Origin of the sequence: Mesorhizobium sp. M1066 (assembly GCF_040318635.1) — a bacterium.
Classification (GTDB): domain Bacteria; phylum Pseudomonadota; class Alphaproteobacteria; order Rhizobiales; family Rhizobiaceae; genus Mesorhizobium.
The window spans coordinates 80,468-104,680 of the sequence record NZ_JAMYMR010000003.1; the positions used below are offsets into that span (position 1 = coordinate 80,468).

Consider the following 24,213-nt stretch of genomic DNA (forward strand, 5'->3'; position numbering starts at 1 on the left):
AAACGGTTCCGGGAACCTCCCAACCACAAGTTGGTTTGGAGGACAGGTACAGCTTCAAAGGTGGAGAATGCCCATGGCCCGTGCCCGATCCGTGTTGGTGGCCGCCAGGCGTCCGTTCTGTAAAACGCCGATGGCAGTCGCAAATGCATGTTTCGTCGGCACATTGCTGACCGACGTTGCCTATTGGCGAAGCGCTGAAATGATGTGGGCCGATTTTTCCGCCTGGCTGCTCCTTGCTGGCCTGCTTGTGGGCGTGCTCGCGGTTCTTGCAGCACTGGTGGATTTGTTTACCGCCCGGCTTTCCGGTGAAGCCGGGCGTGTATGGCCATATCTCCTCGGCAGCCTTGTCGTGCTCGTCGTATCGCTCTTCAACGCACTGGTGCACAGCCGTGATGCCTGGACCTCGGTCGTGCCGACAGGGCTCATCCTGTCCGCCGTCGCCGTGATCGTTATTCTCTTGGTGGGGCTGCTGGGATGGAGTTCCGGCCGCACTCAAGTGGAGGTGGTCGAATGAATGTCTCCGCAAGACATATCCGGCGTATCGCGAGCCTCGGTCTGCTGTGCGGATCGATTTTGGCGCTGCCCGCATGCAGCGATAACGAACCGGATCCCACCGATCAGGTCGGAGCGAACCCGACGCTGCCTGAACCGATCCAGTATCTGGTGCCGCCGATGCATGTCGCGTCCGTCATCGGTTGGAAAAAGGAGGAAAGGCCGACGGTCGCCAAGGGTTTGCAAATCCAGGCCTTCGCCAAGGGCTTAAAGCATCCGCGCTCGCTTTACACATTGCCGAATGGTGACGTTCTGGTGGTCGAGTCCGTGGCGCCGCCCGGTGCGGCGATCAAGCGGCCGAAAGACCTGGTCATGGGCTGGATCGAGTCCATGGCGACGTCAGGCGGCGGCACCGAAGGAAGCAACCGTATCACCCTGCTGCGCGATACCAACGGCGATGGTGTGCCCGATGTCCAGGAGGTTTTCCTCGATCATCTCAATTCGCCCTTTGGCGTGGCCCTGGTCGGCAACGATCTCTACGTCGCCAACACCGACGCCATCGTGCGTTACCCCTACATGTCGGGCGACACCAAGATCACCGCCCCGGGCACAGTGCTGACGCCGTTGCCCGGCGGGCCCATCGATCACCACTGGACAAAGTCTCTCGTGGCCAGCCCCGACGGATCTCTGCTTTATGTCGGCATCGGATCCAACAGCAACATCACCGAGAACGGCATCCAGGCAGAAAAGGACCGGGCCGCGATATGGGAAGTCGACAGGGCCACTGGCCGATATCGTATTTTCGCGAGCGGCCTGCGCAATCCCAACGGGCTGAGCTGGGAACCACAGAGCGGCGCGCTGTGGGCTGTGATCAACGAGCGCGACGAGCTCGGGCCTAACCTGGTTCCCGACTATATGACCTCGGTCAAGGCGGGCGCGTTCTATGGTTGGCCGTACAGCTACTATGGTCAGCATGTCGACCCGCGCGTGATGCCGCAGCGGCCGGACCTTGTCGCCAAGGCGATCCCTCCCGATTATGCCTTGAGTTCCCACGTCGCACCGCTGGGCTTAGCGTTCTACACTGGAACCAACCTGCCGGACCCGTATCGCAATGGCGCCTTTGTTGGCGAGCATGGCAGCTGGAACCGCAAGACGTTCAACGGTTACAAGGTCGTGTTCGTGCCGTTCAAGGACGGTCATCCAGATGGCAAGCCGCAAGATGTCGTCACCGGTTTCCTCGACAAGGACAACAAGGCACACGGGCGGCCCGTCGGCGTTGCCGTCGACAAATCGGGCGCGTTGCTGATCGCCGACGATGTCGGAAACACGGTCTGGCGCGTAACTTCCGCGAGCCGGTAGGCACCTGCATAAACGCGGATCGCTTCACCTATCTCGGTGCAAATTCCACCAGCGCCTTGACGAATTCTGCCGGTGCCTCGATGGGCAGGAATTCGCCGCAGTTGGGGATCACGCGACCTTGCAGGTCCTTTGCTCCAGACAGCCTCAAACCTTCGAGGTAGTCGTCGATCGATCCGAAATCCGCGTCGCCGCGGATATAGAGATCGGAACTTCGATGCGCGCCGGTACTGCATTGACCTTGGCATCCTCCTTGAACGCGCGATACCAATCAAAGCCGGCCTTAAGTGCCTCCGGCCTCGAATAGGCCTCCGCAAAAGTCTCCCGCATTTCATTGGTCAATGCGTAGGGACGGCCGGCGAGCAGATCGAAGAAGAAATCGAAGTAGGCGCGCTGATGGCCTGTCACCAGCAACTCCGGCAGTTCGGGCACCGCATGGAACGCAAAATGCCAGATGTCCGGGTTTGCCACTATCTTCGTCCAGGGATGAAGGCCGGGGATAACCGTATTCATCGGCACCGCGCCAACGATGCGATCGCCATGATGGCGAGCAGCGGCGAAGGCAATCATGCCGCCCACATCAAAGCCTGCAACGACGATGGATTTGGCCCCAAGCGTCTCGGCGGCTGAAATCACGATATCGGCAAGAACCTTCTTTTCCGCCGACGGCGGCGTGCCACGCGATTCACCGATCTCCGGAAGATCGAAAGCCAGCGTAAAGTATCGTGCGCCGAGTTCATCGATCACACCCTCATAGATTTTGCGGGAATGGGGCCAGCCGTGCAGAAGGATCAAGGCCGGTCGGCCCGGATCGCCGGCCATGGATACCGCCAGCCGTATATTGCCTGCTTCGAGGGTCCGGACGAGCATCGTCTATCCATTCTCGGGAACTCAGGAGAAAACGATGAGCGAACGAATAGGTTGCTCGACCGGGTTCCGCCGGCATCGCTCACCGCTGCCTGTTCTCCGGCGGTGGTCGGTGCTCAAGAACCCAGCCCGCCGTGAGCCGGCTGGACCGTCACCAAGTGGGAGGAGGGGCCATCTCGCCACCGGCATGTCGGTCCGCCTGCGGAACAAGCATTCAACCCTGGCGTTGAAATGCGGGCGAACCCGCAACGGGCGAATGGGCTGGCGCAATGTCGTCGCGGCGGCGATTTGCAATTAGGACAATGCAGGGAGATCCAGATGCCGCTTACGGCCTTCGCACTCAATTGCTCGCTCAAAGCTTCGAACGACAGGGAAAAATCCTCCACCGATCGGTTGCTCGCGGATGTCCTGGCGGCGCTGATGCAATACGAGGTGAAGGGCGAGATCGTGCGTGCGCTCAGCCACGATATCAAGCCCGGCGTGCTCTCCGACATGGGCGAGGGCGACGATTGGCCGAAACTCAGAAGGAAAATACTGGCGGCCGACATTTTCGTGCTCGGGCTCCCGATCTGGCTTGGCCAGCCCTCGAGTGTGGCCAAGCGCGTCCTGGAGCGGATGGATGCGTTTCTCGAGGAGACCGATGACAGAGGGCGCATGCCGGCAGCAGGAAAGGTGGCCTTGGTAGCCATCGTCGGCAATGAGGACGGTGCGCATCACTGCCACGCGGAATGCTTTCAGGCACTGAACGATGTTGGCTTCACCATCCCGGCCAATGGCGGGGTCTATTGGGTTGGCGAGGCCATGCAGGAGGTCAACTACGTCGACCTGCCGGCAACTCCGGAAAAAGTCGCGGGTGCGATCGAAATGGCAGCCTCAAACGCCGCCCATCTCGCTGGATTGCTGAAAGAGCGGGACTACTCGGGCGTCTCGGGGTGACCTTTGTTCGCCTAAACACTACCTTGGCAGCGTCGATGAGGTCTCAGTCGGGAACAGGAAGGCTTGTAGCGAGTTCATATTCTCATCAGCCGGCGATCGCCGCTCCGTCTATACGGCGCGAAGCCGCAAACAGGAGAGCAAGTCATGGGTCTCGGCACGATTCTTATCATTATTCTGGTCATTGCATTGCTTGGCGGTTTTAGTGGTCTTGGCGGCGGGCCTTTCTACGGCACCGGTTACTATGGCGGCGGCGGCCTCGGTCTGCTGCTGCTTGTAGTCATTATCCTGGTCGTGCTCGGGCGTCTCTAGCCGAGTCCGCGATGCGGGTGGCAGAATGTATCACCTGCCGCTTGCGGTCCTTCTGGGTTGCTTTGAATCCATAGCAGTCCAGCAATGACGGTCCGCCCTCTAGAGGGCGGACCACTCGTTGGAGATGTTAGGTCAAAATCAGGACGATCTTGAACGTATCCGGATCAACGATGACGATCCGGCCGTCCGCAAGCACGAAATACTCGTAACTTTCGTAAGCGGGAACGATCTTGACGATACGAGCCGGCAAACGATGCAGCCTGACCTTCTGCCGTGGGACTTCGACGCCGACGGTAATGTCAAAATCGACATTGGACACAGGCTCGACCTTCGTCTCCCGGATGATCTGAGTGACCTGGGTTTTCTGCTCCACCGTCACGTTGTTGATGGAACCGGTCGACGTCGTATCCTGTGTCGAGGCCTTGCCCTGGGCCTGCTCGTCGGTCTGCATCTTGGTCTTGTCCTGAGCCTGCTGGTCGGTGGTGGTGCCGGCCTTGCCCTGCGCCTGCTCGTCGGTCTTCAGCTTGGTCTTGTCCTGAGCCTGCTGGTCGGTGGTGCCGACCTTGCCCTGCGCCTGCTCGTCAGTCTTCAGTTTGGCCTTGCCCTGCGCCTGTTGGTCGGTGGAGGTGCCGGCCTTGCCCTGAGCCTGCTCGTCGGTCTTCAGCTTGGCTTTGCCCTGGGCCTGCTCGCCCATCTTGGAACCGCCCTGGCAGTCGGCCTGCCCGGAAGCGCAATTGGCGTCTGCGCCAGATTGGCTTTCGGGCTGTTGTGTCTGAGCCATTGCCGTTCCACAGCCGAGCCCGATCGCCAGCATGCTGGTAATGAGAACATGTTTCATGGGGAAATCTCCCTTGGTAAGGTTCGTCCCTTCAGTGCGTAGAACCAGAACCCAAAAAGAATGTTCCGAGATAGTTGAGTGAGGTCTAAAAAAATGACCTCACTCGGGACCATATGATCGCGGGCGGAAGCCGTCGTTAAAATGACCTTTTCAACCTTGCCGATTGCCCTAGCTCTCTCCTGAGAGGACGCCGGATATGGCAATTTATAGTCTGAGGGTGGTCAGCTTCATTTTCGTGGCACTGGCTTTCGTTCCGGCCGCCGCGCATCTCTTCGCGATGTTCAACAAGATGAAGCTCGACGGGCCAAACTATCTGGCTGCGCAGCGCGCCTATGATGGATGGAGCCTGTTCGGAATCGTGGTGCTGGGAGCATTGCTCTCTACGGCCGCCCTGGCGATCCTGCTCTACCGAGCGAGTGCATCTTTCGGCTTGGTTGTCGTCGCCTTTCTCAGCATCGGCGCCACGCATTTGCCTTCTGGACGCTGACCTACCCAATCAATCAGGCGACCCGGAACTGGACTGTCCTGCCTGAAAACTGGGAGCTGCTGCGGCGCCAATGGGAGTATTCACATGCCGTCGCCGCCGGCCTCAATGCCTTGGCGTTGCTTGTGCTTTTCCTATCGGGGCTTCGCGCTGCGGTGCGTTGAACGACCATGTCTTCACCAGCACGGCCGCCGAGCGGGCAGGAATCCCAATGAAGCGAAATCATTGACCCGCCCGATGTTCCCCGCGTGGCCCGAAATGAAGCGGTACTATTTCGATCTTCAAAACGGTGACGGCGCGGTACCCGACGATGACGGGCAGCTGTTCGAATCCCGGGAACAAGCCAGAGCGGAAGCAATTCGTATTTTGCAGGATGTTGCCCAAGACGAAATGCCCGAATGCGATTTCGTCAAGGTAACCGTCAAAGTACGCGATGAGATCGGTGCGCAGATGTTTGAGGCATCGCTTGTTCTGACCTCCGAATGGAGCGTGTGATGCCGCAGTGCTAGCGGCAATACCGCACCGGGATTTGCACGACGTTCTCCGATCCAGGCAGGTCAAAGGCCATGGCCAGTTGCCGTACGGAGGCCATCTCCACGATCAGTTCTTCGATCGAAAAATCCGGCAGGCCGGTCTTCACCCTCTGCCTCACCTTGGCCGCAAGTTCATGAACCCGCACCGGGACGAAAAGCGGGCTGTCGTCCAGCAGCTTGCTGATTTCGATGACCACATCGGCGTCGATGTCTTTCGGCAATTCCCGCATGGGCGTCACCTCCTCTCGAAGCAACAGCCCGTCATGTCGATGCGACGGGCGATCAGGCGTTGAGCGCCGGGCAATGGGATCGGAGAGGGACGTGCTCGGCGCTGGCCGATAGCCAGATTCATAAAGCTGCGGGCATCGGTGTGTCACGAAAAAATATCGGTACGAAAATTACCAAGCGGCTCATCCCACGCAATCCACAAGCGCCTTCCCCGAAATCGCGACTCCGGCAGCGCTGTTCCCGACAGAGGAGGAACAAAAATATGGGGAGGAACAAAAAATATGGCCCGGAATTGAGACTGACGAATTGGAGGATCTTGCCATGGACAGCAGGGAAGAAAAGATCAAACGGCGAGCCCATGAAATCTGGGAGCAAGAGGGCCGGCCGGCCGGCCGCGAGCAGGAGCACTGGGACCAGGCCGTGCAGGAGATCGAGGCTGGAGCTTCGGAGACTGAACGTGGCCCGGTTTTGCCTGATCCGACAGTTGCAGCCGATTCCAATAGCTCGAAGCGTTGATCGTCAAATCCATGGCGTCTTGCGAGTACGATCAGGCAACCAAATTGGTGGAACCTCGTTTGCCGGACAGCAACCAGAGGAGGTTTCGATGAAGAGGTTCTTTTTACTCCTGGTCCTGGCGGCTGTCCTTGCGCTCGGCGCCTGCGACAACAATATCGAGCCGATGAAAGCCAACACCGGCACCATCAACAAGAACCCACAGGTTGACCCGGCCGCCAGACCAGAGTCCACGACTGGTGGTGATCAGCCAGCCACTGTGCCTCAGGGCAAATGAACTCGGTTTCACATTGCGACACACCTCTGCTGCGCGTCGCCTATCTCGATGGTGGACCGCGAGACGGCGCCCCGGTTATCCTGCTGCATGGCTGGCCCGACGACGCGACGACATACGCTCGCATTTCGCCGGCCCTTCATGAAGCTGGCTTTCGGACGTTTTCGCCTTGGCTGCGAGGCTTTGGGCCGACATCGTTCCTGTCAGAAGAAACCATGCGCTCGGGCGAGATTGCCGCGATGGCGCAGGATGTGCTGGATTTTGCCGATGCGCTTGGCCTCAGCCGCTTTGCGGTTGTCGGACACGATTGGGGCGCCCGGATATCTTATCTGCTCGCGTCGGTTTTCCCGGACCGCATCAAGTGCTGTGCTGCGCTGTCGCTCGGCTGGCAACCAGGCAAACCAGCAACGCCGGCGCCCGGACAAGCGAAAGCATTTTGGTATCAATGGTTCATGGCGACGGCCCGGGGCGCTGAGTTCGTACGAAACAATGGCGAGAAATTCGCCAGATACCAGTGGGATAGCTGGGGCCCATCAGGCTGGTTCGACGACGCTATTTTCGATGGTGTCGCGAGTTCGTTCGAAAATCCTGACTGGGCGGATGTGACGTTGCATTCCTATAGGGTCAGATGGGAAGAGGCCGAGCCCGATCCACGCTATGCCGAACTCGCCCGCCGGCAAGCAGCGGTCAAGATCATCACGGTGCCAATCCTGACGCTTCATGGTGGCGACGACCGCGTTGTGTTTGCCCAGTCTTCAGAGGGGCTCGAAGAGCATTTCACCGCATTCTACAGGCGGGTGGTGCTGGATGGCATCGGACACTTCCCGACGCGTGAGGCTTCTGATCAGGTTTCTCGATTGTTGGCTGCGTTTCTCGATAGCCATGGCAAGCGCTGAAGTGGGGGTCGTCATTCGACCTCATAGTACAGACCGGAACCTGACGCATCGCCGTGCATTTCGTCTCCATGCATGACGAACCGAAATGCGGTCTCGCAATCAATCGGCAGCAAGGGAGAATTTGAATGCAAGCTTCAGGCGCAATCTCAACACACCATGCTGGCCAACTGGCCATAGAACCGTTTGCCGGCACGGTGACGGTACGATTTTCCGACGCCATAGTCGCTGCCACGGAACGGGCGAAAGTGCTTCAGGAAGAAGGACATGAGCCCGTGTTCTACATCCCTTTCGAAGACATCTATTTCGACCTTTTCGAAAAGACGAACACCACCAGCCGCTCCCCTTTGAAAGGCACCGCGAGCTACTGGCGCGTCCATGCGGTGGGCAGCTCGGCTGACGATTTCATGTGGGCATACGAGACGCCTGAAACCGCGGCGCGGCCCATTGCACGTCATGGTGCATTCGATCCGGAAAAGGCGCGCATCGATGCCGAGCCCGCGGAGGACAGACGGCACACGCCCCACGTCCCGGAGTAGATTGCCCGTTCGCAACGGGGCGATCTGAATTCAAGGCTGGTGCTGACGGCGCGGAAACTCGTCATCAAGGATGCATAGTGCCTCCTCATATTTGACAGTCGATGCCCCGACCTGTCGTGCCTGCCAGATATTGTCCGCCATATCCGCGCGCTTCACCGGCAGCGCCAATGGATTCGATGCCGCTCGTCGCACAAACGCGAAGTAATCCTCACCGGACCTGCGCGACATGGCGTCGACGGCCGAAGCGATCGTCGGGCCAAAACCGGCCTCTTCCAATCTGGTCCGGTCCCAGCCTTCGCCCTTTTCGAGGACGTCATGGAGATAGGCGACGACCTTCTGGTCCTTGGTTTCGACCGCGTCAACGATACGGCGGCAGTGCTCGATATACGGTCGCCCGGTCTTGTCGCGCTGTGCTGCGTGGACCTCTTCGGCAATCTTGGCCGCCCGGTAAAACATGCTCATCTGGCTTGTCCTTCAGACATGGTTTCACCATCGCTCCTCGGTATCGTGGTGCGGCAGGTCTATTCCGCAGCAAACCCAGCCAAGTCGCTGCCTCGATCCATAATTGTAGCGCGGTTCCAGGCGAGCCGGATCGTCGAACGTTCCGACATGCAGCGCGACCTCTCCGGGCGATGCGTCATAGGCAAGGCTGAGCGGCGATCCGCAGGCGGAGCAGAACCCCCTCCGGGCAATCGGCGAAGACCTGCGATAGGTCGGCGGCGCATTGGTCCAGGTCACGCTTTGGGAAGGCACCCAAGCCAGAACCGCGAACGCACTGCCGGTCGCTCGCCGGCACATATCACAATGGCAGTAATGCACTCTCGGTTCGCTTCCAACGCGGAAGCGGATCGTGCCGCAGAGACATCCTCCGCTCAGTTCCATTTTGGCGCCCCGGCTGACTTGCCGCTCCAACGCCTCTCGCGCGGTCTCATGCGAGCACCTCCATTCATCTCAGCGGAAACGCCGGCCATTTACGTCGGTTCCTGTGGCTATCTCAGGAACCAGTGCTTGCGCGCGGCGTTGCGTGTCTTTGCCGACAACGGGAGGAACCAGGGAAAATGCATCGCCGGTCGGAGAAGCGCTGATGTCGATGCCGGGGCTGGCATACGGTCCTCTCGGCGATCGATGCATGCATATCTGCGTGGATATGCAGCGGCTGTTTGCCGAGCCCTCCGAATGGGCAACACCCTGGATCACCCGGGTTCTCCCGCAGATCGAGAGGCTGGTCGAAAGACGCGCGCCACAGACGGTCTTTACACGCTTCCTGCCCGCCGGGAAGCCGGGGCAGGGCGTCGGCACATGGAAGCGCTATTATGAGCGCTGGGCTTCCCTGACGATCGAGTCGATCGGGCCCGAAATGACCGAACTGTTGCCGTCTTTAGCCGGCTACTGCCCGCCAGCGGCGATCGTCGACAAGCACATCTACTCGCCCTGGTTCGAAGGGCGTCTCAGAGCGCTCCTGGTGGAGCGCGGCATCGATACGCTGGTCATCACCGGCGGCGAAACAGATGTTTGCGTTCTGGCCACGGTGCTCGGGGCCATCGATTTCGGCTATCGCGTGGTTCTCGTCACGGACGCGCTGTGCAGTTCTTCCGACGCAACCCATGACGCACTGCTGACCGTTTACCACCAACGTTTCGCGCAGCAGGTCGAGACGGTTGAGATGGAAACGGTTCTCTCGAACTGGACTTGACGTCCGCTAACCCGGCCCGGGTGGGAGTGTCCATGCTTCCTTGCGCGGTTGGGCTGCCTATCTGTTAAGAGAATGACGGACACCAGAACAGGTAGCAGGACGTGACGCAACGATCGGGAAGTGCTGATCTTCCACTCCATGGCGGGCGCGTGCCAAAATGGCTCGGCGACCGCATGACGCGTCTTGGCGCGGTGATGTGCGAGGCGATCATTCATCACTATGGTCGAGACGAGTTGCTGCGGCGGCTGGCGCATCCGTTCTGGTTCCAGTCCTTTGGTGCTGTCATGGGCATGGATTGGCACTCGTCGGGGATCACGACCAGCGTCGTGGGCGCTTTGAAGCGGGGCCTCACGCCGCTTTCCGGCGAGCTCGGCATTCATGTCTGCGGTGGTCGCGGCGCGCATTCGCGCAAAACCCCGCATGAGCTGGAAGCCATCGGCCAACGCGTCGGCTTCGACGGAGCCGGCCTGGCCACCGTCAGCCGGCTTGTCGCCAAGGTCGACAGCGCCGCCGTCCAGGACGGTTTCGATCTCTATCTGCATGGTTTTATCGTCACCGATGACGGTCGCTGGGTCGTGGTGCAGCAAGGCATGAACGGTGACAGCAAGGTGGCGCGCCGCTACCATTGGCTCTCCGAGGGCCTCAAGAGTTTTGTCGACCAGCCGCATGCCGCCATTGAAGGGGTCAATCAAGGCGAGATCGTCAACCTGACCGACCGGCGTGCCGAGGCGTCCCGCCAAGGGCAACTTGACCTTTTGCAGGATCTCGGACCGGATCGCATCCTGGGCGAGCTGGCGGCATTGGAGCGTGGCGCGGAGCCGACGCGCCGGCAGGAACCGGAACAACCGCTGCTGCCGCATTTGGTCATGCCGGCCCACCATGACGTTCGCGAAAGCGATGTCGTCATGCATCGCCTACACGGCAATATCGCAGCCGCCGTGGACCGCGGTCCCACCGATTTCGCCGAGCTCCTTCTGGTCCCCGGCGTCGGCGCACGCACAGTGCGCGCGCTGGCCCTCGTTGCCGAGGTGGTGCATGGCGCTCCTTGCCGTTTTTCCGATCCCGGCCGCTTCTCGCTGGCGCATGGCGGCAAGGACAGGCATCCATTTCCGGTACCGCTGAAGGTCTATGACGAGACGATCGGGGTTCTGAAGTCGGCCGTGCAGAAGGCAAAGCTCGGTCGCGATGAAGAAATCGGCGCCTTGAGGCGGCTCGACGATCAGTCGCGGCAAGTCGAGCGATACGTGACCGGCCCCAGCCTGAAGGAAATTGTCGCGGGAGAATTCGACCAATCGCATCTGCTTGGCGGCCGCAGCGTGTTCGGGTGGGAAGCTGCGCCGGACACAGCACCTGCTGAGCGGAGCAAGAAAGCGTGAGAACGAGACAGAGGGCTGTAGATCAGTCGGCCAGATCGATCAGCGCGACACCGAGGTCCGGACGCTTGCTGCGGCGCAGATGACCGGGCGCTTCCACCAGGGTGATTTCGAGCGTTGGTCGAACGATGCCGTCAAGCAGATGTCCACCCCGGGTGGTGCCGTCGCTCAATCCAAGCACCGCATGGACGTGCAGGCTGGGCTTGTCATCATCACCCAGTGCAACATCGCCGATCGCGCTCAGTCGACCGCGAAGGCGGTCAGTGCCGCGAACGCTTCTTCGCCTGGGTCGAGCACCACGACGAATGTCCGTTGTCCGCCGATCTCATTGACGAGCTGAGATTTCATCCCTGTGCTTCCATCGTTCGGCCCAAGGCAGTCGCCAAGATCAATGGGCGCGGTGTTCCGCATTGCGCTTGCGGGTCGCTGCAGCTTTCTTTGCTGATTCGGATCGGCTTGCGGCAGACCGTGATGCCGATGCCTTGCCGCCGCTTTTGCCGCCTTTGTGCGCCGCGGGATGGCCCGTTTGTTTGCCGCGGCCGGAACCGCCTTCCTTCTTGCCACCGCCATCGTCCTTGTTGACGGTAGCCCATGCACGCCGCTCTGCTTCCTTGTCCGAAACCCCGCGCTTCTCATAGCCTTCGGCAATGTGGTCGGCTTTACGCTCCTGCTTGTCAGTGTATTTCGATTTGTCGCCTCGTGGCATGGCCTGCTCCTATTGAATAAGGGCTGAACGCCGATTTGACGCGCTGGTTCCAACAGAAGTTCGCGTAGCCAATGCCATCGCGCGGCATGGCCAAACACCGTCGCGCGGCGCAGGCTAACGCTTTTCGGGCCGGGAGAGCGCAGCAGCAGGCGAGGGAATTGGTTCAGCCGATTGCCAACCTCACTACGAGGGCCAGGATCACGACACCGACCAAGCCGGCTATGAAGATGACCCGACGGGTGCGCGTTCGCAGGATGATCTCGCCTTGTCTCGCCTGCTCCGCAGAGAATACAGGTCCATTGTCGCCGTCCTTGTCATGCCGACCATCGCTCATGATCGCCTCCTTCCGGCTCTTGGCACACAACCATCGCTTGACCGGGGAGGTTCCGATTGCATCGATCCGGCCAGCACAAAAAGGATCACAGGCTCGTGAGGAGGGAACTTTGCCCTCCGCGAGTGGTTTGGGCCGCTTGAGACCCAGCCAGCCCGGAGCCAGCCATGTCCGATGCCAAAATTTCCAGCGGCTTGAGCAGACGCATGTTCATGACGGCCTCTGTTTCGGCGGCGGCGGTGATGCCGCTTGTGAATTCCCCAACGAGAGCTGCCCAGCCCGTGTCCGCAAACCCGGCCGAACCGCGCGATTTGTCGGCGGTTTCGATGCGTATCAACAAGCAGACCTACAACCTCGCGCTCGACAATCGAACCAGCCTGCTTGACGCGCTGCGCGACCATGTCGGCCTGACCGGCACCAAGAAAGGTTGCGATCACGGTCAGTGTGGTGCCTGCACGGTGCTGATCGACGGAAAGCGGGTACTGTCCTGCTTGAGCTTTGCCGTCATGAACCAGGGCCGGGAGATCACAACGGTGGAAGGCCTGGCTTCGGCGGACGGGGAACTGCATCCGGTCCAGCAGGCCTTCGTCGACCACGATGCCTTTCAATGCGGCTATTGCACACCGGGTCAGATCATGTCCGCCATCGGTTGCATCAACGAAGGCCATGCTGGGTCGGAAGATGATATTCGCGAATATATGAGCGGCAATCTATGTCGCTGCGCGGCCTATCCCAACATCGTTGCGGCGATCGTTCAGGCACGCGACGAGACCAGGAGGGCTTAGGATGCGCCCGTTCGTATATGAAAGACCAACCAGCGTCTCCACGGCAATCGCCATGGCGTCCCGTCCCCATGCCGTGCATGTTCCGCCAACCGGCGCCGACACGCAGTTCATCGCCGGCGGCACCAATCTGGCCGACTACATGAAGCTCGGTGTTGCGCGGCCGGAGCGACTGCTCGACCTCAACACTCTTGCCGAGCCGGCCTTGCGGCAGATCAGGATAGACGATGATAAGATCCGGTTTGGTGCGCTGGTCCGTATGGGTGAAGCAGCCGACAACAATGATGTCCGGCGCCGTTGCCCGGTCCTCGCCGACAGCTTGAAATTCGCTGCCAGCGGTCAGCTTCGCAACATGGCGAGCCTGGGCGGCAATGTGCTGCAACGTACGCGCTGCGAGTATTTTCGAGAGATATCTTGGCCGTGCAACAAGCGCGAACCGGGCTCCGGCTGCGCTGCGATGGAAGGGTCCAATCGCCAGCATGCCGTGCTGGGTACGAGCGATGCCTGCATTGCCACGTATCACGGCGATTTCGCGCAGGCGCTGGTTGCGCTGGACGCCACCGTCGATGTCGAAGGCCCGCGGGGAAGGCGCACGCTTGCTTTTGTCAAGCTGCATAAACGGCCGGGCGAAACGCCCGACATCGAGACGGATCTGGCCGCCGACGAGCTCATTACCGCCATCGAAGTGCCGCTCGCACAGTGGAGCAGCCGGTCGCGCTATCTGAAGATACGCGATCGCGAATCCTACGCGTTTGCGCTGGCGTCCGCGGCTGTCGCGCTCGACATGGATGGCGAGACGGTAAGGAGTGCGCGCATTGCGCTTGGCGGAGTGGCGACGGTGCCGTGGCGTGCGCACGAAGCAGAGGACGCGCTACAGGGCAAAGTGCTTGACGAAGCCACGGCGCAGGAGGCCGCCGAGGCTGCTTTCGCCGATGCCAGACCCCGCGAGCATAACGCATTCAAGATACCGCTCGGCAAGCGCACGCTGGTGCGGGCGCTGCTCGAAACCCGGGATATGAAGGGCTGAGCCATGAACCAAGCTGCACCCGCTCCAAGGGAAAACCAGGGCGATCCCGTTGTTCGCATTGACGCCCGGCTAAAAGTTACCGGACAGGCCGGCTATCCCGCCGACATCGTTACGGCCAACGTCGCCTACGGTGCCCTTGCCACCAGCAGCATTGCCCGGGGCAAGGTTTCCGAACTTCACACGAAAGACGCCAAGGCCGTACCCGGTGTGCTGGACATCGTCACCTATGGCGATCTGGACAGGACCGACATGCCGAAATTCGGCAACACCGGTGCAAGTTCGATTGGGCCCTTGCACGACAAGACGGTTTTTCACGATGGTCAGATCATCGCTCTGGTGGTCGCTGACACCTTCGAGGCGGCGGAGGAGGCAGCGATGTTGGTCCGCGCCGACTATGAGGACGAACGGCCCAGCGCCAGCTTTGATTCCAAGGGCGTGAAGATGGAACCGGCTGCCGGCAAAAGCCCGATGTTCAAGGAGGATGCGAAGGCCGGTGACTTCGACGCCGCTTGGGCGGATGCGACGGTGAAGATCGACGAAAAATATTCGACGCCGACCCAGCATCATAATCCGATCGAGCTGTTTTCGACCACCGCCATATGGCAGGGCGACCAGTTGACGATACACGAACCCAGTCAAAACGTTACGGGCTGGAAGGTGGAACTGGCACGCCAACTGAAGCTCGATCCGGCCAATGTGCGGATCGTCAGTCCCTATATCGGCGGCGCCTTCGGCTCCAAGGGGCCGATGACGGCACGCACTGCTATCGTTGCCGTCGCGGCGCGGCGCATCGGCCGGCCGGTTCGCTGCGTCGTCAATCGCATGCAAGCCTTCGGTACGCAGACCTATCGAGCCGAAACACGGCATCGGATCCGCATGGGCGCCGGCAAGGACGGCCGCATCACGGCGTTCGGACATGAGGCCTGGGAGGTGACGTCACGCCCTGACCCTTATGTCGTCGGCGGCACGTCCGCCACCGCGCGCATGTACGATTACGGCTCCGTTCTGACGCATGTTTCGCTGGTTCATGCCGACCGCAACACGCCTGGCTACATGCGATCGCCGCCGGAGACGCCTTATGTCTACGCGCTGGAAAACGCCATGGACGAAATGGCCGTAGCCCTCGGCATGGATCCTGTCGAGTTTCGTCGCATCAATGAACCGGAGAAGGAGCCGATCGGAGGCAAGCCATTTTCCAGCCGCTCACTCATCAAGTGCTACGACCAGGCGTCCGAGGCCTTTGGCTGGTCGAAGCGCGATCCCAGGGTCGGCTCGATGCGCGACGGCGATTGGCTGGTCGGAATGGGCTGTGCGACGGCAATCTATCCGACTGCCGTCGCACCTTGCGCGGCCCGGGTTCGTCTCACCGCCGATGGCGAGGTTCGGGTCCAGTGCGGCTCCCATGAAATCGGCACCGGCGTTCGCACCATCGCCGGCCAGATGGCGGCCGAAAGGCTGGGGGTCGGCATGGACAAGATCAGCGTGGAGATGGGCGACAGTGCCTTGCCGCCGGCTCCCGTGTCGGGCGGATCGATCTCGACCGCCAGCGTCTGCTCCGCGGTCATGAAAGCCTGCGACGCGATACGCGAAAAACTGTTTGCCGCCGCTGCGGGCAAGGGGGCTCCGCTGGCAGGTTCGGCCAATGCGAAGCTGGATTTGAAGGGCGAAGAGGTCGTCACCGAGACCGGCAAGTCCGCCAAGCTGGCCGATGTCTTCAAGGCCATGCAAGTCGGCGCCATCGAAGAATATGCCGAGTTTGCGCCGAAGGGTTCTTCGCCTGAAGCCCTGAGGAAACTCTATGCCGGACAATCGGAGTTTCATGGTGGAGAGAACGACGCAGATTCGGTCAAATATGCGTTTGGCGCCGAGTTCGTCGAAGTGCGCATCAACAGCTATACACGCGAAATCCGGGTGCCGCGCATTGTTGGAGCCTTCGCTGCCGGGCGCATCATGAACACGCGCACCGCGCGCAGCCAGCTGATGGGTGGCATGATCTGGGGCATTGGCCAAGCGTTGCACGAGGTCACCGAAATCGATCAGCGACACGCGCGCTACGTGAATCGCGACCTGCAGGACTATCTCGTGCCGGTCAACGCCGACATCAAACAGGTCGACGTTATCCTGGTCCCCGAAATCGACCACCAGGTCAATCCTGCCGGCGTCAAGGGCTTGGGCGAACTCGGCAATGTCGGAACGGCTGCTGCCGTGGCGAGTGCCGTCTATCATGCCACCGGCAAGCGCATTCGCGATCTGCCGATCAGAATAGATGATTTGATAGGCTGACGATCAAGAGCTCTGGACGGAGCATGGAACTCGTAACCCATAGGAAATTCAAAAACGGCAGGTTGATGCCGTGGGGAAAAGGCACGGTCGTCACCGGAGCAAAGGGATTTGTCTACCTCTGCGGCAATACGGCAACCGCCGAAAATTACGATCCTGCCGGAAAGAGAGGAGGGGACTTCCCTGGCGATGCGGCGGCACAGTGGCGCGCAATTTTGGCGAACATCAAATCAGATCTGGAAGAACTCGGCAGCGCGCTCGACTATCTCATCCGGCTGACCTTCTTCATCAAGGGGCCATTTCCCGATGGCGGCGTTCTAAGTTCACCCAATTTTCGTCTCGACGTACTGGACGAGTTCTTTGCCGAGCATTGCCCGAAGCACTGCAGCTATAACAACCCGCCGCCCTCCGAGGTGATCGGGATTGCAGCGCTTGCGCAAGCCGACATCGTCGTTGAAATTGTCGCGGTGGCGGCGTTGCCTGACTGAAAAAGTTTTCGCGTGCAGCGATAGCTTAGTTGCCTTGGCTCTCGAGTGTCACTCCGGGGCTGTGGCCGGAGCCGTGTAACGTCGGCGCACAGCGTCAAGCACCCGCTTGCGGCTCTCCTGCGCCGACAGGGTCTTGTCCTCTTCCGCCTCGGCGGTTTCGCGCGCCAGGTCCTTGTCCCTGATCTGATGTCGAAACCATTTGGAATAGTCGCCGGTGCGCAAGTGAAACTCCCAAGTCTTGTCGTCTATGCCCTCGGCGATCTGAGCGAAGATCATCAGATTGTGAGCCCTGAGGTTCATCGCATTGTCAGGGCCATGGAAATAGAAGCTGCCGGCTTCGTCGAGCTGGCCTTCGGCATATTTCCGGCTGTGCCGCTTGAGTGACTGACGTGGTTCCACCACCTTGACCGTCTTGACTTTCTTGCCCGCCTGCTGCCGCCAGAACAGCACGCGCGCGCCCTTGGGGCTGGGGATGTCCTTTGGCGGCTCAATGCCAGTCTCCTTGCAGAAGACCTTCACCACGTCCTTCGCCTTGGGGCCAAGCGCAATGATGGCTGTCACAAGGCGCAAGGCGTCTGTCGAGATCGCCTCGGGGTGAACGGTGATCAAGATTGTGCCCGGCAATTCCAATGACAGGACCGCCCGCGTATCGTCGCGCCGCTTGGGCAGAAGATGGTGCGCTTCATCGATGACGAGCCAGTGCGGTCTGGCGGTGCGCCGGCGGAAACTGCTCAGGCCAGGCAGCAGGTCGGCAAAGAAATCCGGCCTCTCGTCGACGCGCAGGGCCAATCCATTGACGACAATGTTGCTGTCGGCCTTGGCGATCAGATCCAGCACCTGCGCCTTTGTCGGCGCGCTTGAGCCGTCTCCCAGGCGAACGGCGCCTTCGAGGCCGTCATAGTCGCCTTCGGGATCGAAGACGCAGAACTGAAAACCACTTTCGACGAAGCGTTCCGTCAGCGCGGTGGCCAAGGTGGATTTACCAATGCCGGAACTCCCGGCAATGAGGATCGTGTCGCTCGGCGACAGGTAGACATCATCGCCGCCAGACGACCCAAGAACGATGCCGTCATGGCGCTTCGGCACAATCGCGTGATCACGCTTTATCAGCTTTGCGATCAATTGCTCCACGCCCTTGCCGCGGGCACCACGCATGACCAGGTTGGCTGTATCCTTGACCGCCGGAATTGCATTGTCGACGGCGGCGCTGCAGCCACAGGCTTGCAGGAACGCGTGGTCGTTCTCGGCGTCGCCGACGCCGACGACGTTGTGCGGCGAAAGTCGAAGGTCCTGAAGGGCCGCAGCGAGCCCGGTGGCTTTGTTGATGCCGCTCGGCAGGATCATCACCGCGCCCTTGTTGAAGATGATTTCCAGTTCGAGACCCATCTTCTTGATGATATCGAGCACGGTCGCCTGATGGGGTTCCCAGGTCGCGACGATCGATCGCCCGACCGAAAGCGGCTTGACGCCCTGCCGCTTCAATCTGGCGACGAATTTGGGCTCGGGCGAGGGGGCGATCACCCGCTCTTCCTCGCTGGCCGGCGTGTAGATCATCGCGCCATTCTCAGCGACGACCTTGTCGAAGAGGCTAAGCTCGGGAAAGACGCGCTTGAGATCGGGCAGTTCACGTCCGGTGACGAGAACCAGCTTGCGGCCGCTTTTCTTGAACCGCTCAAGCGCGGCGAGCGTCTTCTTGGCGACGATCCCGTCATGAGCCAGCGTGCCGTCATAGTCTGCCGCCAATGCAATGAAATACATTCCGCCGACCCTTCTCGTTCCGGTTGCCCTGCGGCTAGAACGTGTGATCGAGACAAAGGCTCCCCACCGACCGGATCGTAGGTCTGGAGAAGGGGATGGTTCGCCCTCGGAAATCAGGAACTCCTTCGGTGCCGGTACGTTGACCAGACAAGCCGGGAACCGTCCCGGTCTTTGCTGGCGGCGTGCAAACCCGTCGCCGAAATCCACCAAGTGCAATGAAAGGTAAGGCCATGGGCTTCTTTTCGAAGGACATCAAGACACTCGACGATCTCTTCGTGCACACGCTGCGCGACATCTATTACGCCGAAAAGCAGATCGAGAAGGCGCTGCCGAAGATGATCGACAAGGCAACCGACCCGCAATTGAAAGCCGGATTTGAAAAACACCTCGACCAGACGAGAGGCCATATCGAGCGCGTCGAACAGGTGTTTGAGTTGCATGGCGTCAAGGCCAAGGAGGTCAACTGTCCGGCAATCGACGGTATTCTCGAGGAGGCCGACGATGTGAGCGGTGACGTCGATGACAAGGAAGTTCTCGACGCGGCGCTGATTGCTTCGGCGCAGGCCGTCGAACACTATGAGATGACCCGCTACGGGACGCTCATCGCCTGGGCCAAGCAACTCGGCCGCACCGACTGCGCCAATGTGCTGGCCAAGAACCTGAGGGAAGAACAGGCGACCGATCGCAAGCTCACCGAAATGGCGGAAAGCAAGATCAACCTGCAGGCAGCCGAATAAGGCTGCAATCCGGCCGGCTGGTACTCGGCCGGCCGGATTGCTGGCAGGTTTCCACTCCGTCAGCGAGACGGGTCGACGCCCAAGGCCGTTGATTGCTTGCGCAGCGCTTCATCGTCATCCTGCGGCACATGCCGAGCAGATCCTGCAGTTTCCGTGTAGATGCGGTACGCTACACAAGCGAGCGCCACCATGAAAAGCAGACGGCCCATCCATCCTACTCCTTGCTCATGGATTTCATTCCGGCCATCTTCAGTACCCTCCGACGACCGGCAAGATTTCGCCGGTGATGTAGCTCGAGCAATGCGGCGAAGCGAGGAACACATAGGCCGGCGCGAGTTCTTCCGGTTGCGCGGGTCGTTTCATTGGCGTGTCCGCGCCGAATTTAGAGACGTCGTCGGCTTCCTTGTCCGACGGATTGAGCGGCGTCCACACCGGACCCGGTGCGACCGCATTCACCCTTATGCCCTTGCCGATGAGATTGCCCGACAGGGCCCGCGTGAAGGCATGGATGCCGCCCTTGGTCATCGAATAGTCGACCAGCTGTTTTGAACCGTCGATGCCGGTTACCGAACCGGTGTTGATGATCGCCGAACCGGGCTTCATGTGCGGCACCGCTTCCTGCGCCATATGAAAATAGCCGTAAAGATTGGTCTTCAGCGTCGTGTCGAAATGTTCTTCGGTCAGCTCGCCGAAATCGCTGGAATGGATCTGGAACGCAGCGTTGTTTACCAGCACATCGATGCGGCCGAATTTTTCAACGGCCTCCATGACCGCCTTGTGGCAGTGGCTGCGTTCGCTGACATCGGCCTTGACCAGGATGCAGCGTCGTCCCTCCTTTTCCACCGCTGATTTGGTCTCTTCAGCATCCTTGTCCTCGGCCAGATAGACGATCGCGACGTCGGCGCCCTCGCGGGCGAACAACACCGCCACCGAGCGGCCGATGCCGGAATCGCCGCCCGTGATGAGTGCTACCTTTTGGTCGAGTTTTTTCGATCCGAGATAGTACGGCGCATCGTACAGCGGCTCCGGCTCTAGCGCCCATTCGTGCCCCGGTTTGGGCTGATGTTGCTCGGGGAAGGGGGGCTCGGGATATTCACGGGCGCCAGCCTGCATGGCGCCTTGCTGCTTCCCACCGCCTTTCGATTTGTCTTTGGCATCGACGCCACGTTGGATATGGCGCTGCTTGGCCGCTTCACCGGCTATTTCTGACTTCATCTGCATGATCGTCTCCTTGGCTTGGAGAGGAAACAACGCATGTCAGGCAAAAAGGTTTGCGCAAAAGATCGACTTGCCGAGAGGATTCCGGCCAGCGTTTGGCAACGCGTAACGACGACATCGCCAGCTGCACCAATTCAGCTGCAATGCAGCCGCGCCAGCCACCGCCGCGATGGGATCGAGCACCGGGGCTTGCCCGCTGCCTGCGCCGCCTTGGCGGCGAGCCAAACGTGATGATGTGGATTGGGAAGCTATTGCGTCAAACTGGCAAAGCAGCGCCATCCGGTCTACTCCGGGCGTAGCCGCCGGAATTCTATCTTGGCGACAGCCCATCGAGCAGGAAGTCGAGGCCTTTTCGGAAGGCGCCATCCCAATCGTTGTCCAACAGCAGACGAGAGCGTTCGATTGTCGGGTAGTGTTCGCTGAGGTGTGTAAGACGCTGCTGTGCGGCTGCCCTGTCTTCTTCCGAGAGGTCGAAGCTTGCCCGGGTGAGGGTGGCGCCCATCACATAATTCCAGAGCGACCATATTGCGGCGTTCAGATTCGCGTCGGCAACACCGGCTCTGGACAAGGTCTTGCTCAACATTTCCAGGCGGCTGAGAATGTTCGGGCCGAGCGCCCGGCGCGGCAACAGCGATGCCGACCAAGGATGGCGCAACATTCTGGCGCGCCAGTCTTCGAGCATATGAACGACGTCTCCGCGCCAGTCCGGAGACTCACCTGTTTCAGGCGATCCGCGATGTTCGAGCACCGAATCGAGTGCTAGATCAAAGACATCCTCCTTGTTGTCAACGTGCCAATACAGGCTCATCACACCCGAGCCGAGGCGATCGGCCAGCCGACGCATTGTCAATCCGTCTATGCCCTGGGCGTCCAGCAGTTCCACGGCGATCGCCACGATACGCTCTCGAGACAGCGGCGGCTCGCTGCTCGCCTCCTGGATGGGTTGAAGCTTTGTCCGTTGCGATCGTTTGCTGGCACTGCGGGGTTTGGCTGCCATCTGTCTTCCTTGCTGGCCGAACGTCGATTTTGGCAGGCACCGTCAGGAATGTCGACGCCGATCGCTTGACTAGTACGATGTACCATACGATGACTCGTACATCGCACGATTCATCGTATGAGCGATCTGGTTTAAAGTTCATGCCGGCGGCGAGTGCGTTATTCGCAGTCAGCAGAGCCAGGAGAAATCATGTCACGCGCAATCAAGCATCTGCTTATCGGAGGGCTAATCATCATGACCATTGCAGTTCCCACTGCGTCGCCGGCGAACGAGTTCAAGCTGACCATCATCAATCCACAGACGCTCTACGACCCGTCGCCGAATGGCTACAGCACCGCCGTGATCGCACCGCGCGGAGCTCGGATTGCCTACATTTCCGGGCAGGGCGGCCAAGACAGCACAGGAGCCTTGTCACCCGATTTCGCCGTCCAGGTTAAGCAGGCCTACGCAAATTTGCATGCTGCGCTTGAGGGCATCGGCGCCAGGCCGGATCAGGTGGCGAAGCTCACGGTCTTCGTGGTCGACCACGACATGTCCAAGCTCGAGGTGTTGACCAGGAACGTCAAGGACATGTTCGGCGAGGCGTTGCCGGCGCAGACACTGGTTCCCGTTCCCAAGCTTGCCATCGACCCCATGCTTTTCGAGGTGGAAGCCACCGTTATACTGGAATAGGGAGCCTGATCGCCCCAACTGACATGAGGTCGAGGACGCCGCCGACAGCCGCGCGTTGGAACCACCAATTCATTTTGGCTCGTCAGCTTGTTCGGTTTCGCTCGAAGCAAAGCCGTCAATTTCAAGACTCATTACAGTAGGTAGTGGCTTAGCGCGTTTTCCCTTCCGTCTTCCGCGGCGGAATTTGCTCTGATACTCACGTCGCTGTTTCGTGATTTCGTAGAGAACGATACCCGAACTGGTCCCGAGGTTCAGGCTCTCGATCATCCCGAACATTGGGATTGCTACGCACATCTCGCTGCGCTCGACCGCGAGGGGGGTGATGCCCCGTTTCTCATTGCCAAACCAGACAGCAAGTTTAGTGTGCTGGGTATAATCACCCTCATGCAGGAAAACGCTGGTTTTTCCCTTTATGTGCGGTGAGGTGACGACGGACATAAAGCCATGCTTTTCCAGATGGTTGAGGCAGGCGGCAGTGCTGTCGAACCGTTTTACAAACGTCCATTTGACGGCTGATACAGACGTTTCCGAAAGCGATTTCCGCTGGCGCATTTGCTGCCAGTCATCGGGAAGTGCTTTGCGTGGATCAACGATATAGACTTTTTCAACGCCCAGAGCATTTGCGTTTCGAATTACCGTTCCGATGTTCCTGATATCATTCGGATCTTCGACAACGGCTACCAAGTTCTCGCAGCGAAACGATTTGACCGCAGCCGCACGCCTGCGAACCGATGCTCTGGGTTTCTGAGCCTCAAGGGTTTCCATGAGAGAGTTCTTACCAGAGGCGTATCTGAATCCAAGGCCCGTGGCGACTCCATCGCCGCGACATCAGAAAGTCGCATAAGATAGATTATGGAACTAACGCATCGGTCAAGAACTGGAAATTGCCGCTGATTCTCATAGGCTTGAGCCAATCGTGGCGTATTGCCTTGAACGGATGGCCAACGCTAGGCTGTCGAGATGAAGATGGCAAACAGCGAGATCGAAGCGGCGATCGAAGTGTTCGTGCAAGGCTTCAGCGCCGACAGAAGCCGCACCTTTCCTTACGAGGCCAGCCGCGTTGGACCGTTGTGGCTGATGCGCGATGCCGAGCGCAAGAATCCTCGTGACTACCGCGGCGAAGAATGGGTCATCCATGACGTTGCCGCTCAAGAGGCCGATGCCATCGTGCGGCAGCATGCACGGCCGGGCTTTGCCATTTCCGTTGTGATCGCGAACGAGGATCCGGACGGGCCGACACGAACCTCCTACAAAGCTCTCGGCTACCGGCTGCTTCGGACCGAAGGCTTTTTCGTCCACCGATTGCGCCGGATTCCCAGCCCGCCGGCGGTTGCTTCGATCGAACGCGTGCAGACAGCCGAACGGGCGGCGCAGTTGGGAAAGATCATCCGCAGGCAGCCGATCCCAGACGATTTGCTCGGCGACAGCGCGCCATTCCGTCAGTATGTGGCAGTCGATGGCGCCGATATCGTTGGGCGCGTACGCAGCCTTGATGCCGTGGGAGCCACATGGTGTTCGAGCATGTATGTCGAGCCGTCGCACCGGCGTCGCGGCATTGGCCAGGCTTTGATCTCGAAAATGTTGCACGACGATCGGGCTTTTGGGTCGAGATACTCGGTGCTGGCTGCGACCCACGCCGGGGCATTGCTTTATCCCCGGATGGGCTACGAACGGATTGGAACGCTGCTGATATTTGCGCCAACAAACCGGAAGACCGTATGACGGTCTATTCGCATCACGCTGATTTATAAGGGATTTCGGCTCGATCGGCGGTCGGAGCCCTCTCCTTCTAGAGCAGCTGGCCTAGCTTGACATCTTCTATGCCGATGAACTTCATCACAGCGCGTGATTTTACCAGGGAACGGTTACGTCGTCATGCATACTGGCAT

General features: G+C 60.0%; 31 protein-coding genes and 1 pseudogene. 19 read left to right on the top strand and 13 right to left on the bottom strand.

What is annotated here, in order from left to right:
* Positions 1-73: 73 nt before the first annotated feature.
* Both NKH52_RS06075 and NKH52_RS06080 read left to right on the top strand, forming a co-directional pair.
* Positions 74-514 carry a DUF2231 domain-containing protein gene (locus tag NKH52_RS06075; protein WP_352728707.1) on the top strand — a complete coding sequence of 147 codons (441 nt, stop codon included), beginning with the start codon at positions 74-76 and terminating at the stop codon, positions 512-514.
* Positions 511-1,851: a PQQ-dependent sugar dehydrogenase gene (locus NKH52_RS06080; protein ID WP_352728705.1), complete on the top strand. Its 1,341-nt coding sequence runs from the start codon at positions 511-513 to the stop codon at positions 1,849-1,851. The genes NKH52_RS06075 and NKH52_RS06080 overlap by 4 nt, the downstream gene beginning before the upstream one ends.
* Positions 1,852-1,995: 144 nt before the next feature.
* Here the strand turns inward: NKH52_RS06080 and NKH52_RS06085 are convergent, their stop codons facing one another.
* Entirely contained in the window at positions 1,996-2,718 is a 723-nt protein-coding gene (locus tag NKH52_RS06085; RefSeq protein ID WP_352728703.1) for an alpha/beta fold hydrolase, read from the bottom strand.
* 315 nt (positions 2,719-3,033) lie between these two features.
* Between NKH52_RS06085 and NKH52_RS06090 the strand changes: the two genes are divergently transcribed.
* Positions 3,034-3,651, top strand: coding sequence for a flavodoxin family protein (locus tag NKH52_RS06090; protein ID WP_352728853.1), 618 nt, complete (start codon positions 3,034-3,036; stop codon positions 3,649-3,651).
* 144 nt (positions 3,652-3,795) lie between these two features.
* Complete coding sequence (locus tag NKH52_RS06095; protein WP_023811982.1) at positions 3,796-3,960, top strand: DUF3309 family protein; 165 nt, start codon at positions 3,796-3,798, stop codon at positions 3,958-3,960.
* A 127-nt stretch (positions 3,961-4,087) separates the two neighbouring features.
* Here the strand turns inward: NKH52_RS06095 and NKH52_RS06100 are convergent, their stop codons facing one another.
* Positions 4,088-4,798 (bottom strand): DUF1236 domain-containing protein, encoded by a 711-nt coding sequence (locus NKH52_RS06100; RefSeq protein ID WP_352966615.1) that lies wholly within the window; start codon positions 4,796-4,798, stop codon positions 4,088-4,090.
* A 196-nt stretch (positions 4,799-4,994) separates the two neighbouring features.
* Between NKH52_RS06100 and NKH52_RS06105 the strand changes: the two genes are divergently transcribed.
* Both NKH52_RS06105 and NKH52_RS06110 read left to right on the top strand, forming a co-directional pair.
* The gene (locus NKH52_RS06105; protein WP_352728699.1) at positions 4,995-5,285 is read left to right on the top strand and encodes a hypothetical protein; all 291 of its coding nucleotides are present in this window, start codon (positions 4,995-4,997) and stop codon (positions 5,283-5,285) included.
* 222 nt (positions 5,286-5,507) lie between these two features.
* Entirely contained in the window at positions 5,508-5,777 is a 270-nt protein-coding gene (locus tag NKH52_RS06110) for a DUF6894 family protein (RefSeq protein ID WP_352728697.1), read from the top strand.
* Between the two features lie 10 nt (positions 5,778-5,787).
* On the opposite strand, the gene NKH52_RS06115 is transcribed toward NKH52_RS06110, so the two are convergent.
* Positions 5,788-6,045 (bottom strand): hypothetical protein, encoded by a 258-nt coding sequence (locus NKH52_RS06115; protein ID WP_127294527.1) that lies wholly within the window; start codon positions 6,043-6,045, stop codon positions 5,788-5,790.
* Between the two features lie 304 nt (positions 6,046-6,349).
* On the opposite strand from NKH52_RS06115, the gene NKH52_RS06120 reads away from it, so the two are divergent.
* The 4 genes from NKH52_RS06120 (at position 6,350) to NKH52_RS06135 (ending at position 8,262) form a co-directional block, all read left to right on the top strand.
* Positions 6,350-6,559: a DUF2934 domain-containing protein gene (locus NKH52_RS06120; RefSeq protein WP_352966619.1), complete on the top strand. Its 210-nt coding sequence runs from the start codon at positions 6,350-6,352 to the stop codon at positions 6,557-6,559.
* 88 nt (positions 6,560-6,647) lie between these two features.
* Positions 6,648-6,833, top strand: coding sequence for a hypothetical protein (locus NKH52_RS06125; RefSeq protein ID WP_352728693.1), 186 nt, complete (start codon positions 6,648-6,650; stop codon positions 6,831-6,833).
* Positions 6,830-7,726 carry an alpha/beta fold hydrolase gene (locus NKH52_RS06130; protein ID WP_352728691.1) on the top strand — a complete coding sequence of 299 codons (897 nt, stop codon included), beginning with the start codon at positions 6,830-6,832 and terminating at the stop codon, positions 7,724-7,726. The genes NKH52_RS06125 and NKH52_RS06130 overlap by 4 nt, the downstream gene beginning before the upstream one ends.
* 125 nt (positions 7,727-7,851) lie before the next feature.
* Complete coding sequence (locus NKH52_RS06135) at positions 7,852-8,262, top strand: DUF427 domain-containing protein (protein WP_352728689.1); 411 nt, start codon at positions 7,852-7,854, stop codon at positions 8,260-8,262.
* 30 nt (positions 8,263-8,292) lie between these two features.
* Here the strand turns inward: NKH52_RS06135 and NKH52_RS06140 are convergent, their stop codons facing one another.
* Together NKH52_RS06140 and NKH52_RS06145 are read right to left on the bottom strand one after the other, a co-directional pair.
* Positions 8,293-8,724 (bottom strand): HD domain-containing protein, encoded by a 432-nt coding sequence (locus NKH52_RS06140; protein WP_352728687.1) that lies wholly within the window; start codon positions 8,722-8,724, stop codon positions 8,293-8,295.
* 24 nt (positions 8,725-8,748) lie between these two features.
* On the bottom strand, positions 8,749-9,144 hold the full coding sequence (locus tag NKH52_RS06145) for a GFA family protein (protein WP_352728852.1): 396 nt from the start codon (positions 9,142-9,144) through the stop codon (positions 8,749-8,751).
* A gap of 202 nt (positions 9,145-9,346) precedes the next feature.
* On the opposite strand from NKH52_RS06145, the gene NKH52_RS06150 reads away from it, so the two are divergent.
* Entirely contained in the window at positions 9,347-9,955 is a 609-nt protein-coding gene (locus NKH52_RS06150) for a cysteine hydrolase family protein (RefSeq protein ID WP_352728685.1), read from the top strand.
* 101 nt (positions 9,956-10,056) lie between these two features.
* Entirely contained in the window at positions 10,057-11,331 is a 1,275-nt protein-coding gene (locus NKH52_RS06155; protein ID WP_352728683.1) for a DUF763 domain-containing protein, read from the top strand.
* A gap of 22 nt (positions 11,332-11,353) precedes the next feature.
* Here the strand turns inward: NKH52_RS06155 and NKH52_RS06160 are convergent.
* The 3 genes and pseudogenes from NKH52_RS06160 to NKH52_RS06170 all read right to left on the bottom strand — a co-directional run bounded on the left by NKH52_RS06160 (position 11,354) and on the right by NKH52_RS06170 (position 12,368).
* Positions 11,354-11,676: pseudogene (locus NKH52_RS06160) on the bottom strand (PPC domain-containing DNA-binding protein).
* Between the two features lie 40 nt (positions 11,677-11,716).
* Positions 11,717-12,034 (bottom strand): plasmid stabilization protein, encoded by a 318-nt coding sequence (locus tag NKH52_RS06165; RefSeq protein ID WP_127294543.1) that lies wholly within the window; start codon positions 12,032-12,034, stop codon positions 11,717-11,719.
* 163 nt (positions 12,035-12,197) lie between these two features.
* Entirely contained in the window at positions 12,198-12,368 is a 171-nt protein-coding gene (locus tag NKH52_RS06170; protein WP_352728681.1) for a hypothetical protein, read from the bottom strand.
* A gap of 164 nt (positions 12,369-12,532) precedes the next feature.
* On the opposite strand from NKH52_RS06170, the gene NKH52_RS06175 reads away from it, so the two are divergent.
* The 4 genes from NKH52_RS06175 to NKH52_RS06190 are packed head-to-tail and all read left to right on the top strand — an operon-like array spanning position 12,533 to position 16,942.
* Entirely contained in the window at positions 12,533-13,150 is a 618-nt protein-coding gene (locus tag NKH52_RS06175; protein WP_352728679.1) for a (2Fe-2S)-binding protein, read from the top strand.
* 1 nt (position 13,151) lies between these two features.
* Positions 13,152-14,174, top strand: coding sequence for an FAD binding domain-containing protein (locus NKH52_RS06180; protein WP_352728677.1), 1,023 nt, complete (start codon positions 13,152-13,154; stop codon positions 14,172-14,174).
* A 3-nt stretch (positions 14,175-14,177) separates the two neighbouring features.
* The gene (locus NKH52_RS06185; protein WP_352728675.1) at positions 14,178-16,457 is read left to right on the top strand and encodes a xanthine dehydrogenase family protein molybdopterin-binding subunit; all 2,280 of its coding nucleotides are present in this window, start codon (positions 14,178-14,180) and stop codon (positions 16,455-16,457) included.
* Positions 16,458-16,480: 23 nt separating this feature from the next.
* Positions 16,481-16,942 (top strand): RidA family protein, encoded by a 462-nt coding sequence (locus tag NKH52_RS06190; RefSeq protein WP_352728673.1) that lies wholly within the window; start codon positions 16,481-16,483, stop codon positions 16,940-16,942.
* 48 nt (positions 16,943-16,990) lie between these two features.
* On the opposite strand, the gene NKH52_RS06195 is transcribed toward NKH52_RS06190, so the two are convergent.
* A complete protein-coding gene (locus tag NKH52_RS06195; RefSeq protein ID WP_352728671.1) occupies positions 16,991-18,700 on the bottom strand; it encodes an HAD family hydrolase in 1,710 nt (569 codons plus the stop codon).
* 230 nt (positions 18,701-18,930) lie between these two features.
* Here NKH52_RS06195 and NKH52_RS06200 point away from each other — a divergent pair, with 230 nt between their 5' ends.
* Positions 18,931-19,437 carry a YciE/YciF ferroxidase family protein gene (locus NKH52_RS06200; protein ID WP_023811961.1) on the top strand — a complete coding sequence of 169 codons (507 nt, stop codon included), beginning with the start codon at positions 18,931-18,933 and terminating at the stop codon, positions 19,435-19,437.
* A gap of 59 nt (positions 19,438-19,496) precedes the next feature.
* Here NKH52_RS06200 and NKH52_RS06205 read toward each other — a convergent pair whose 3' ends face one another.
* The 3 genes from NKH52_RS06205 to NKH52_RS06215 all read right to left on the bottom strand — a co-directional run bounded on the left by NKH52_RS06205 (position 19,497) and on the right by NKH52_RS06215 (position 21,652).
* A complete protein-coding gene (locus NKH52_RS06205; RefSeq protein ID WP_127294555.1) occupies positions 19,497-19,646 on the bottom strand; it encodes a hypothetical protein in 150 nt (49 codons plus the stop codon).
* A gap of 40 nt (positions 19,647-19,686) precedes the next feature.
* Complete coding sequence (locus NKH52_RS06210; protein WP_352728669.1) at positions 19,687-20,658, bottom strand: SDR family oxidoreductase; 972 nt, start codon at positions 20,656-20,658, stop codon at positions 19,687-19,689.
* A 307-nt stretch (positions 20,659-20,965) separates the two neighbouring features.
* A complete protein-coding gene (locus NKH52_RS06215; RefSeq protein WP_023811958.1) occupies positions 20,966-21,652 on the bottom strand; it encodes a TetR/AcrR family transcriptional regulator C-terminal domain-containing protein in 687 nt (228 codons plus the stop codon).
* A gap of 189 nt (positions 21,653-21,841) precedes the next feature.
* Between NKH52_RS06215 and NKH52_RS06220 the strand changes: the two genes are divergently transcribed.
* Entirely contained in the window at positions 21,842-22,324 is a 483-nt protein-coding gene (locus tag NKH52_RS06220; protein WP_164780136.1) for a RidA family protein, read from the top strand.
* Between the two features lie 69 nt (positions 22,325-22,393).
* On the opposite strand, the gene NKH52_RS06225 is transcribed toward NKH52_RS06220, so the two are convergent.
* Complete coding sequence (locus tag NKH52_RS06225; RefSeq protein WP_352728667.1) at positions 22,394-23,089, bottom strand: TrmH family RNA methyltransferase; 696 nt, start codon at positions 23,087-23,089, stop codon at positions 22,394-22,396.
* Positions 23,090-23,284: 195 nt separating this feature from the next.
* Here NKH52_RS06225 and NKH52_RS06230 point away from each other — a divergent pair, with 195 nt between their 5' ends.
* Positions 23,285-24,046: a GNAT family N-acetyltransferase gene (locus NKH52_RS06230; protein ID WP_352728665.1), complete on the top strand. Its 762-nt coding sequence runs from the start codon at positions 23,285-23,287 to the stop codon at positions 24,044-24,046.
* Positions 24,047-24,213 lie beyond the last annotated feature (167 nt).

Excerpts from the sequence above, each read along its gene's own strand:
- NKH52_RS06115 (WP_127294527.1), bottom strand. The coding sequence starts at position 6,045 with ATGCGGGAATTGCCGAAAGACATCGACGCCGATGTGGTCATCGAAATC.
- NKH52_RS06080 (WP_352728705.1), top strand. The coding sequence starts at position 511 with ATGAATGTCTCCGCAAGACATATCCGGCGTATCGCGAGCCTCGGTCTG.
- NKH52_RS06195 (WP_352728671.1), bottom strand. The coding sequence starts at position 18,700 with ATGTATTTCATTGCATTGGCGGCAGACTATGACGGCACGCTGGCTCAT.
- NKH52_RS06130 (WP_352728691.1), top strand. The coding sequence starts at position 6,830 with ATGAACTCGGTTTCACATTGCGACACACCTCTGCTGCGCGTCGCCTAT.
- NKH52_RS06125 (WP_352728693.1), top strand. The coding sequence starts at position 6,648 with ATGAAGAGGTTCTTTTTACTCCTGGTCCTGGCGGCTGTCCTTGCGCTC.
- NKH52_RS06225 (WP_352728667.1), bottom strand. The coding sequence starts at position 23,089 with ATGGAAACCCTTGAGGCTCAGAAACCCAGAGCATCGGTTCGCAGGCGT.
- NKH52_RS06140 (WP_352728687.1), bottom strand. The coding sequence starts at position 8,724 with ATGAGCATGTTTTACCGGGCGGCCAAGATTGCCGAAGAGGTCCACGCA.
- NKH52_RS06135 (WP_352728689.1), top strand. The coding sequence starts at position 7,852 with ATGCAAGCTTCAGGCGCAATCTCAACACACCATGCTGGCCAACTGGCC.
- NKH52_RS06145 (WP_352728852.1), bottom strand. The coding sequence starts at position 9,144 with ATGGAACTGAGCGGAGGATGTCTCTGCGGCACGATCCGCTTCCGCGTT.
- NKH52_RS06100 (WP_352966615.1), bottom strand. The coding sequence starts at position 4,798 with ATGAAACATGTTCTCATTACCAGCATGCTGGCGATCGGGCTCGGCTGT.
- NKH52_RS06180 (WP_352728677.1), top strand. The coding sequence starts at position 13,152 with ATGCGCCCGTTCGTATATGAAAGACCAACCAGCGTCTCCACGGCAATC.
- NKH52_RS06175 (WP_352728679.1), top strand. The coding sequence starts at position 12,533 with ATGTCCGATGCCAAAATTTCCAGCGGCTTGAGCAGACGCATGTTCATG.
- NKH52_RS06150 (WP_352728685.1), top strand. The coding sequence starts at position 9,347 with ATGTCGATGCCGGGGCTGGCATACGGTCCTCTCGGCGATCGATGCATG.
- NKH52_RS06185 (WP_352728675.1), top strand. The coding sequence starts at position 14,178 with ATGAACCAAGCTGCACCCGCTCCAAGGGAAAACCAGGGCGATCCCGTT.
- NKH52_RS06205 (WP_127294555.1), bottom strand. The coding sequence starts at position 19,646 with ATGGGCCGTCTGCTTTTCATGGTGGCGCTCGCTTGTGTAGCGTACCGC.
- NKH52_RS06200 (WP_023811961.1), top strand. The coding sequence starts at position 18,931 with ATGGGCTTCTTTTCGAAGGACATCAAGACACTCGACGATCTCTTCGTG.
- NKH52_RS06085 (WP_352728703.1), bottom strand. The coding sequence starts at position 2,718 with ATGCTCGTCCGGACCCTCGAAGCAGGCAATATACGGCTGGCGGTATCC.
- NKH52_RS06170 (WP_352728681.1), bottom strand. The coding sequence starts at position 12,368 with ATGAGCGATGGTCGGCATGACAAGGACGGCGACAATGGACCTGTATTC.
- NKH52_RS06105 (WP_352728699.1), top strand. The coding sequence starts at position 4,995 with ATGGCAATTTATAGTCTGAGGGTGGTCAGCTTCATTTTCGTGGCACTG.
- NKH52_RS06215 (WP_023811958.1), bottom strand. The coding sequence starts at position 21,652 with ATGGCAGCCAAACCCCGCAGTGCCAGCAAACGATCGCAACGGACAAAG.
- NKH52_RS06090 (WP_352728853.1), top strand. The coding sequence starts at position 3,034 with ATGCCGCTTACGGCCTTCGCACTCAATTGCTCGCTCAAAGCTTCGAAC.
- NKH52_RS06210 (WP_352728669.1), bottom strand. The coding sequence starts at position 20,658 with ATGCAGATGAAGTCAGAAATAGCCGGTGAAGCGGCCAAGCAGCGCCAT.
- NKH52_RS06230 (WP_352728665.1), top strand. The coding sequence starts at position 23,285 with ATGAAGATGGCAAACAGCGAGATCGAAGCGGCGATCGAAGTGTTCGTG.
- NKH52_RS06220 (WP_164780136.1), top strand. The coding sequence starts at position 21,842 with ATGTCACGCGCAATCAAGCATCTGCTTATCGGAGGGCTAATCATCATG.
- NKH52_RS06190 (WP_352728673.1), top strand. The coding sequence starts at position 16,481 with ATGGAACTCGTAACCCATAGGAAATTCAAAAACGGCAGGTTGATGCCG.
- NKH52_RS06165 (WP_127294543.1), bottom strand. The coding sequence starts at position 12,034 with ATGCCACGAGGCGACAAATCGAAATACACTGACAAGCAGGAGCGTAAA.
- NKH52_RS06075 (WP_352728707.1), top strand. The coding sequence starts at position 74 with ATGGCCCGTGCCCGATCCGTGTTGGTGGCCGCCAGGCGTCCGTTCTGT.
- NKH52_RS06095 (WP_023811982.1), top strand. The coding sequence starts at position 3,796 with ATGGGTCTCGGCACGATTCTTATCATTATTCTGGTCATTGCATTGCTT.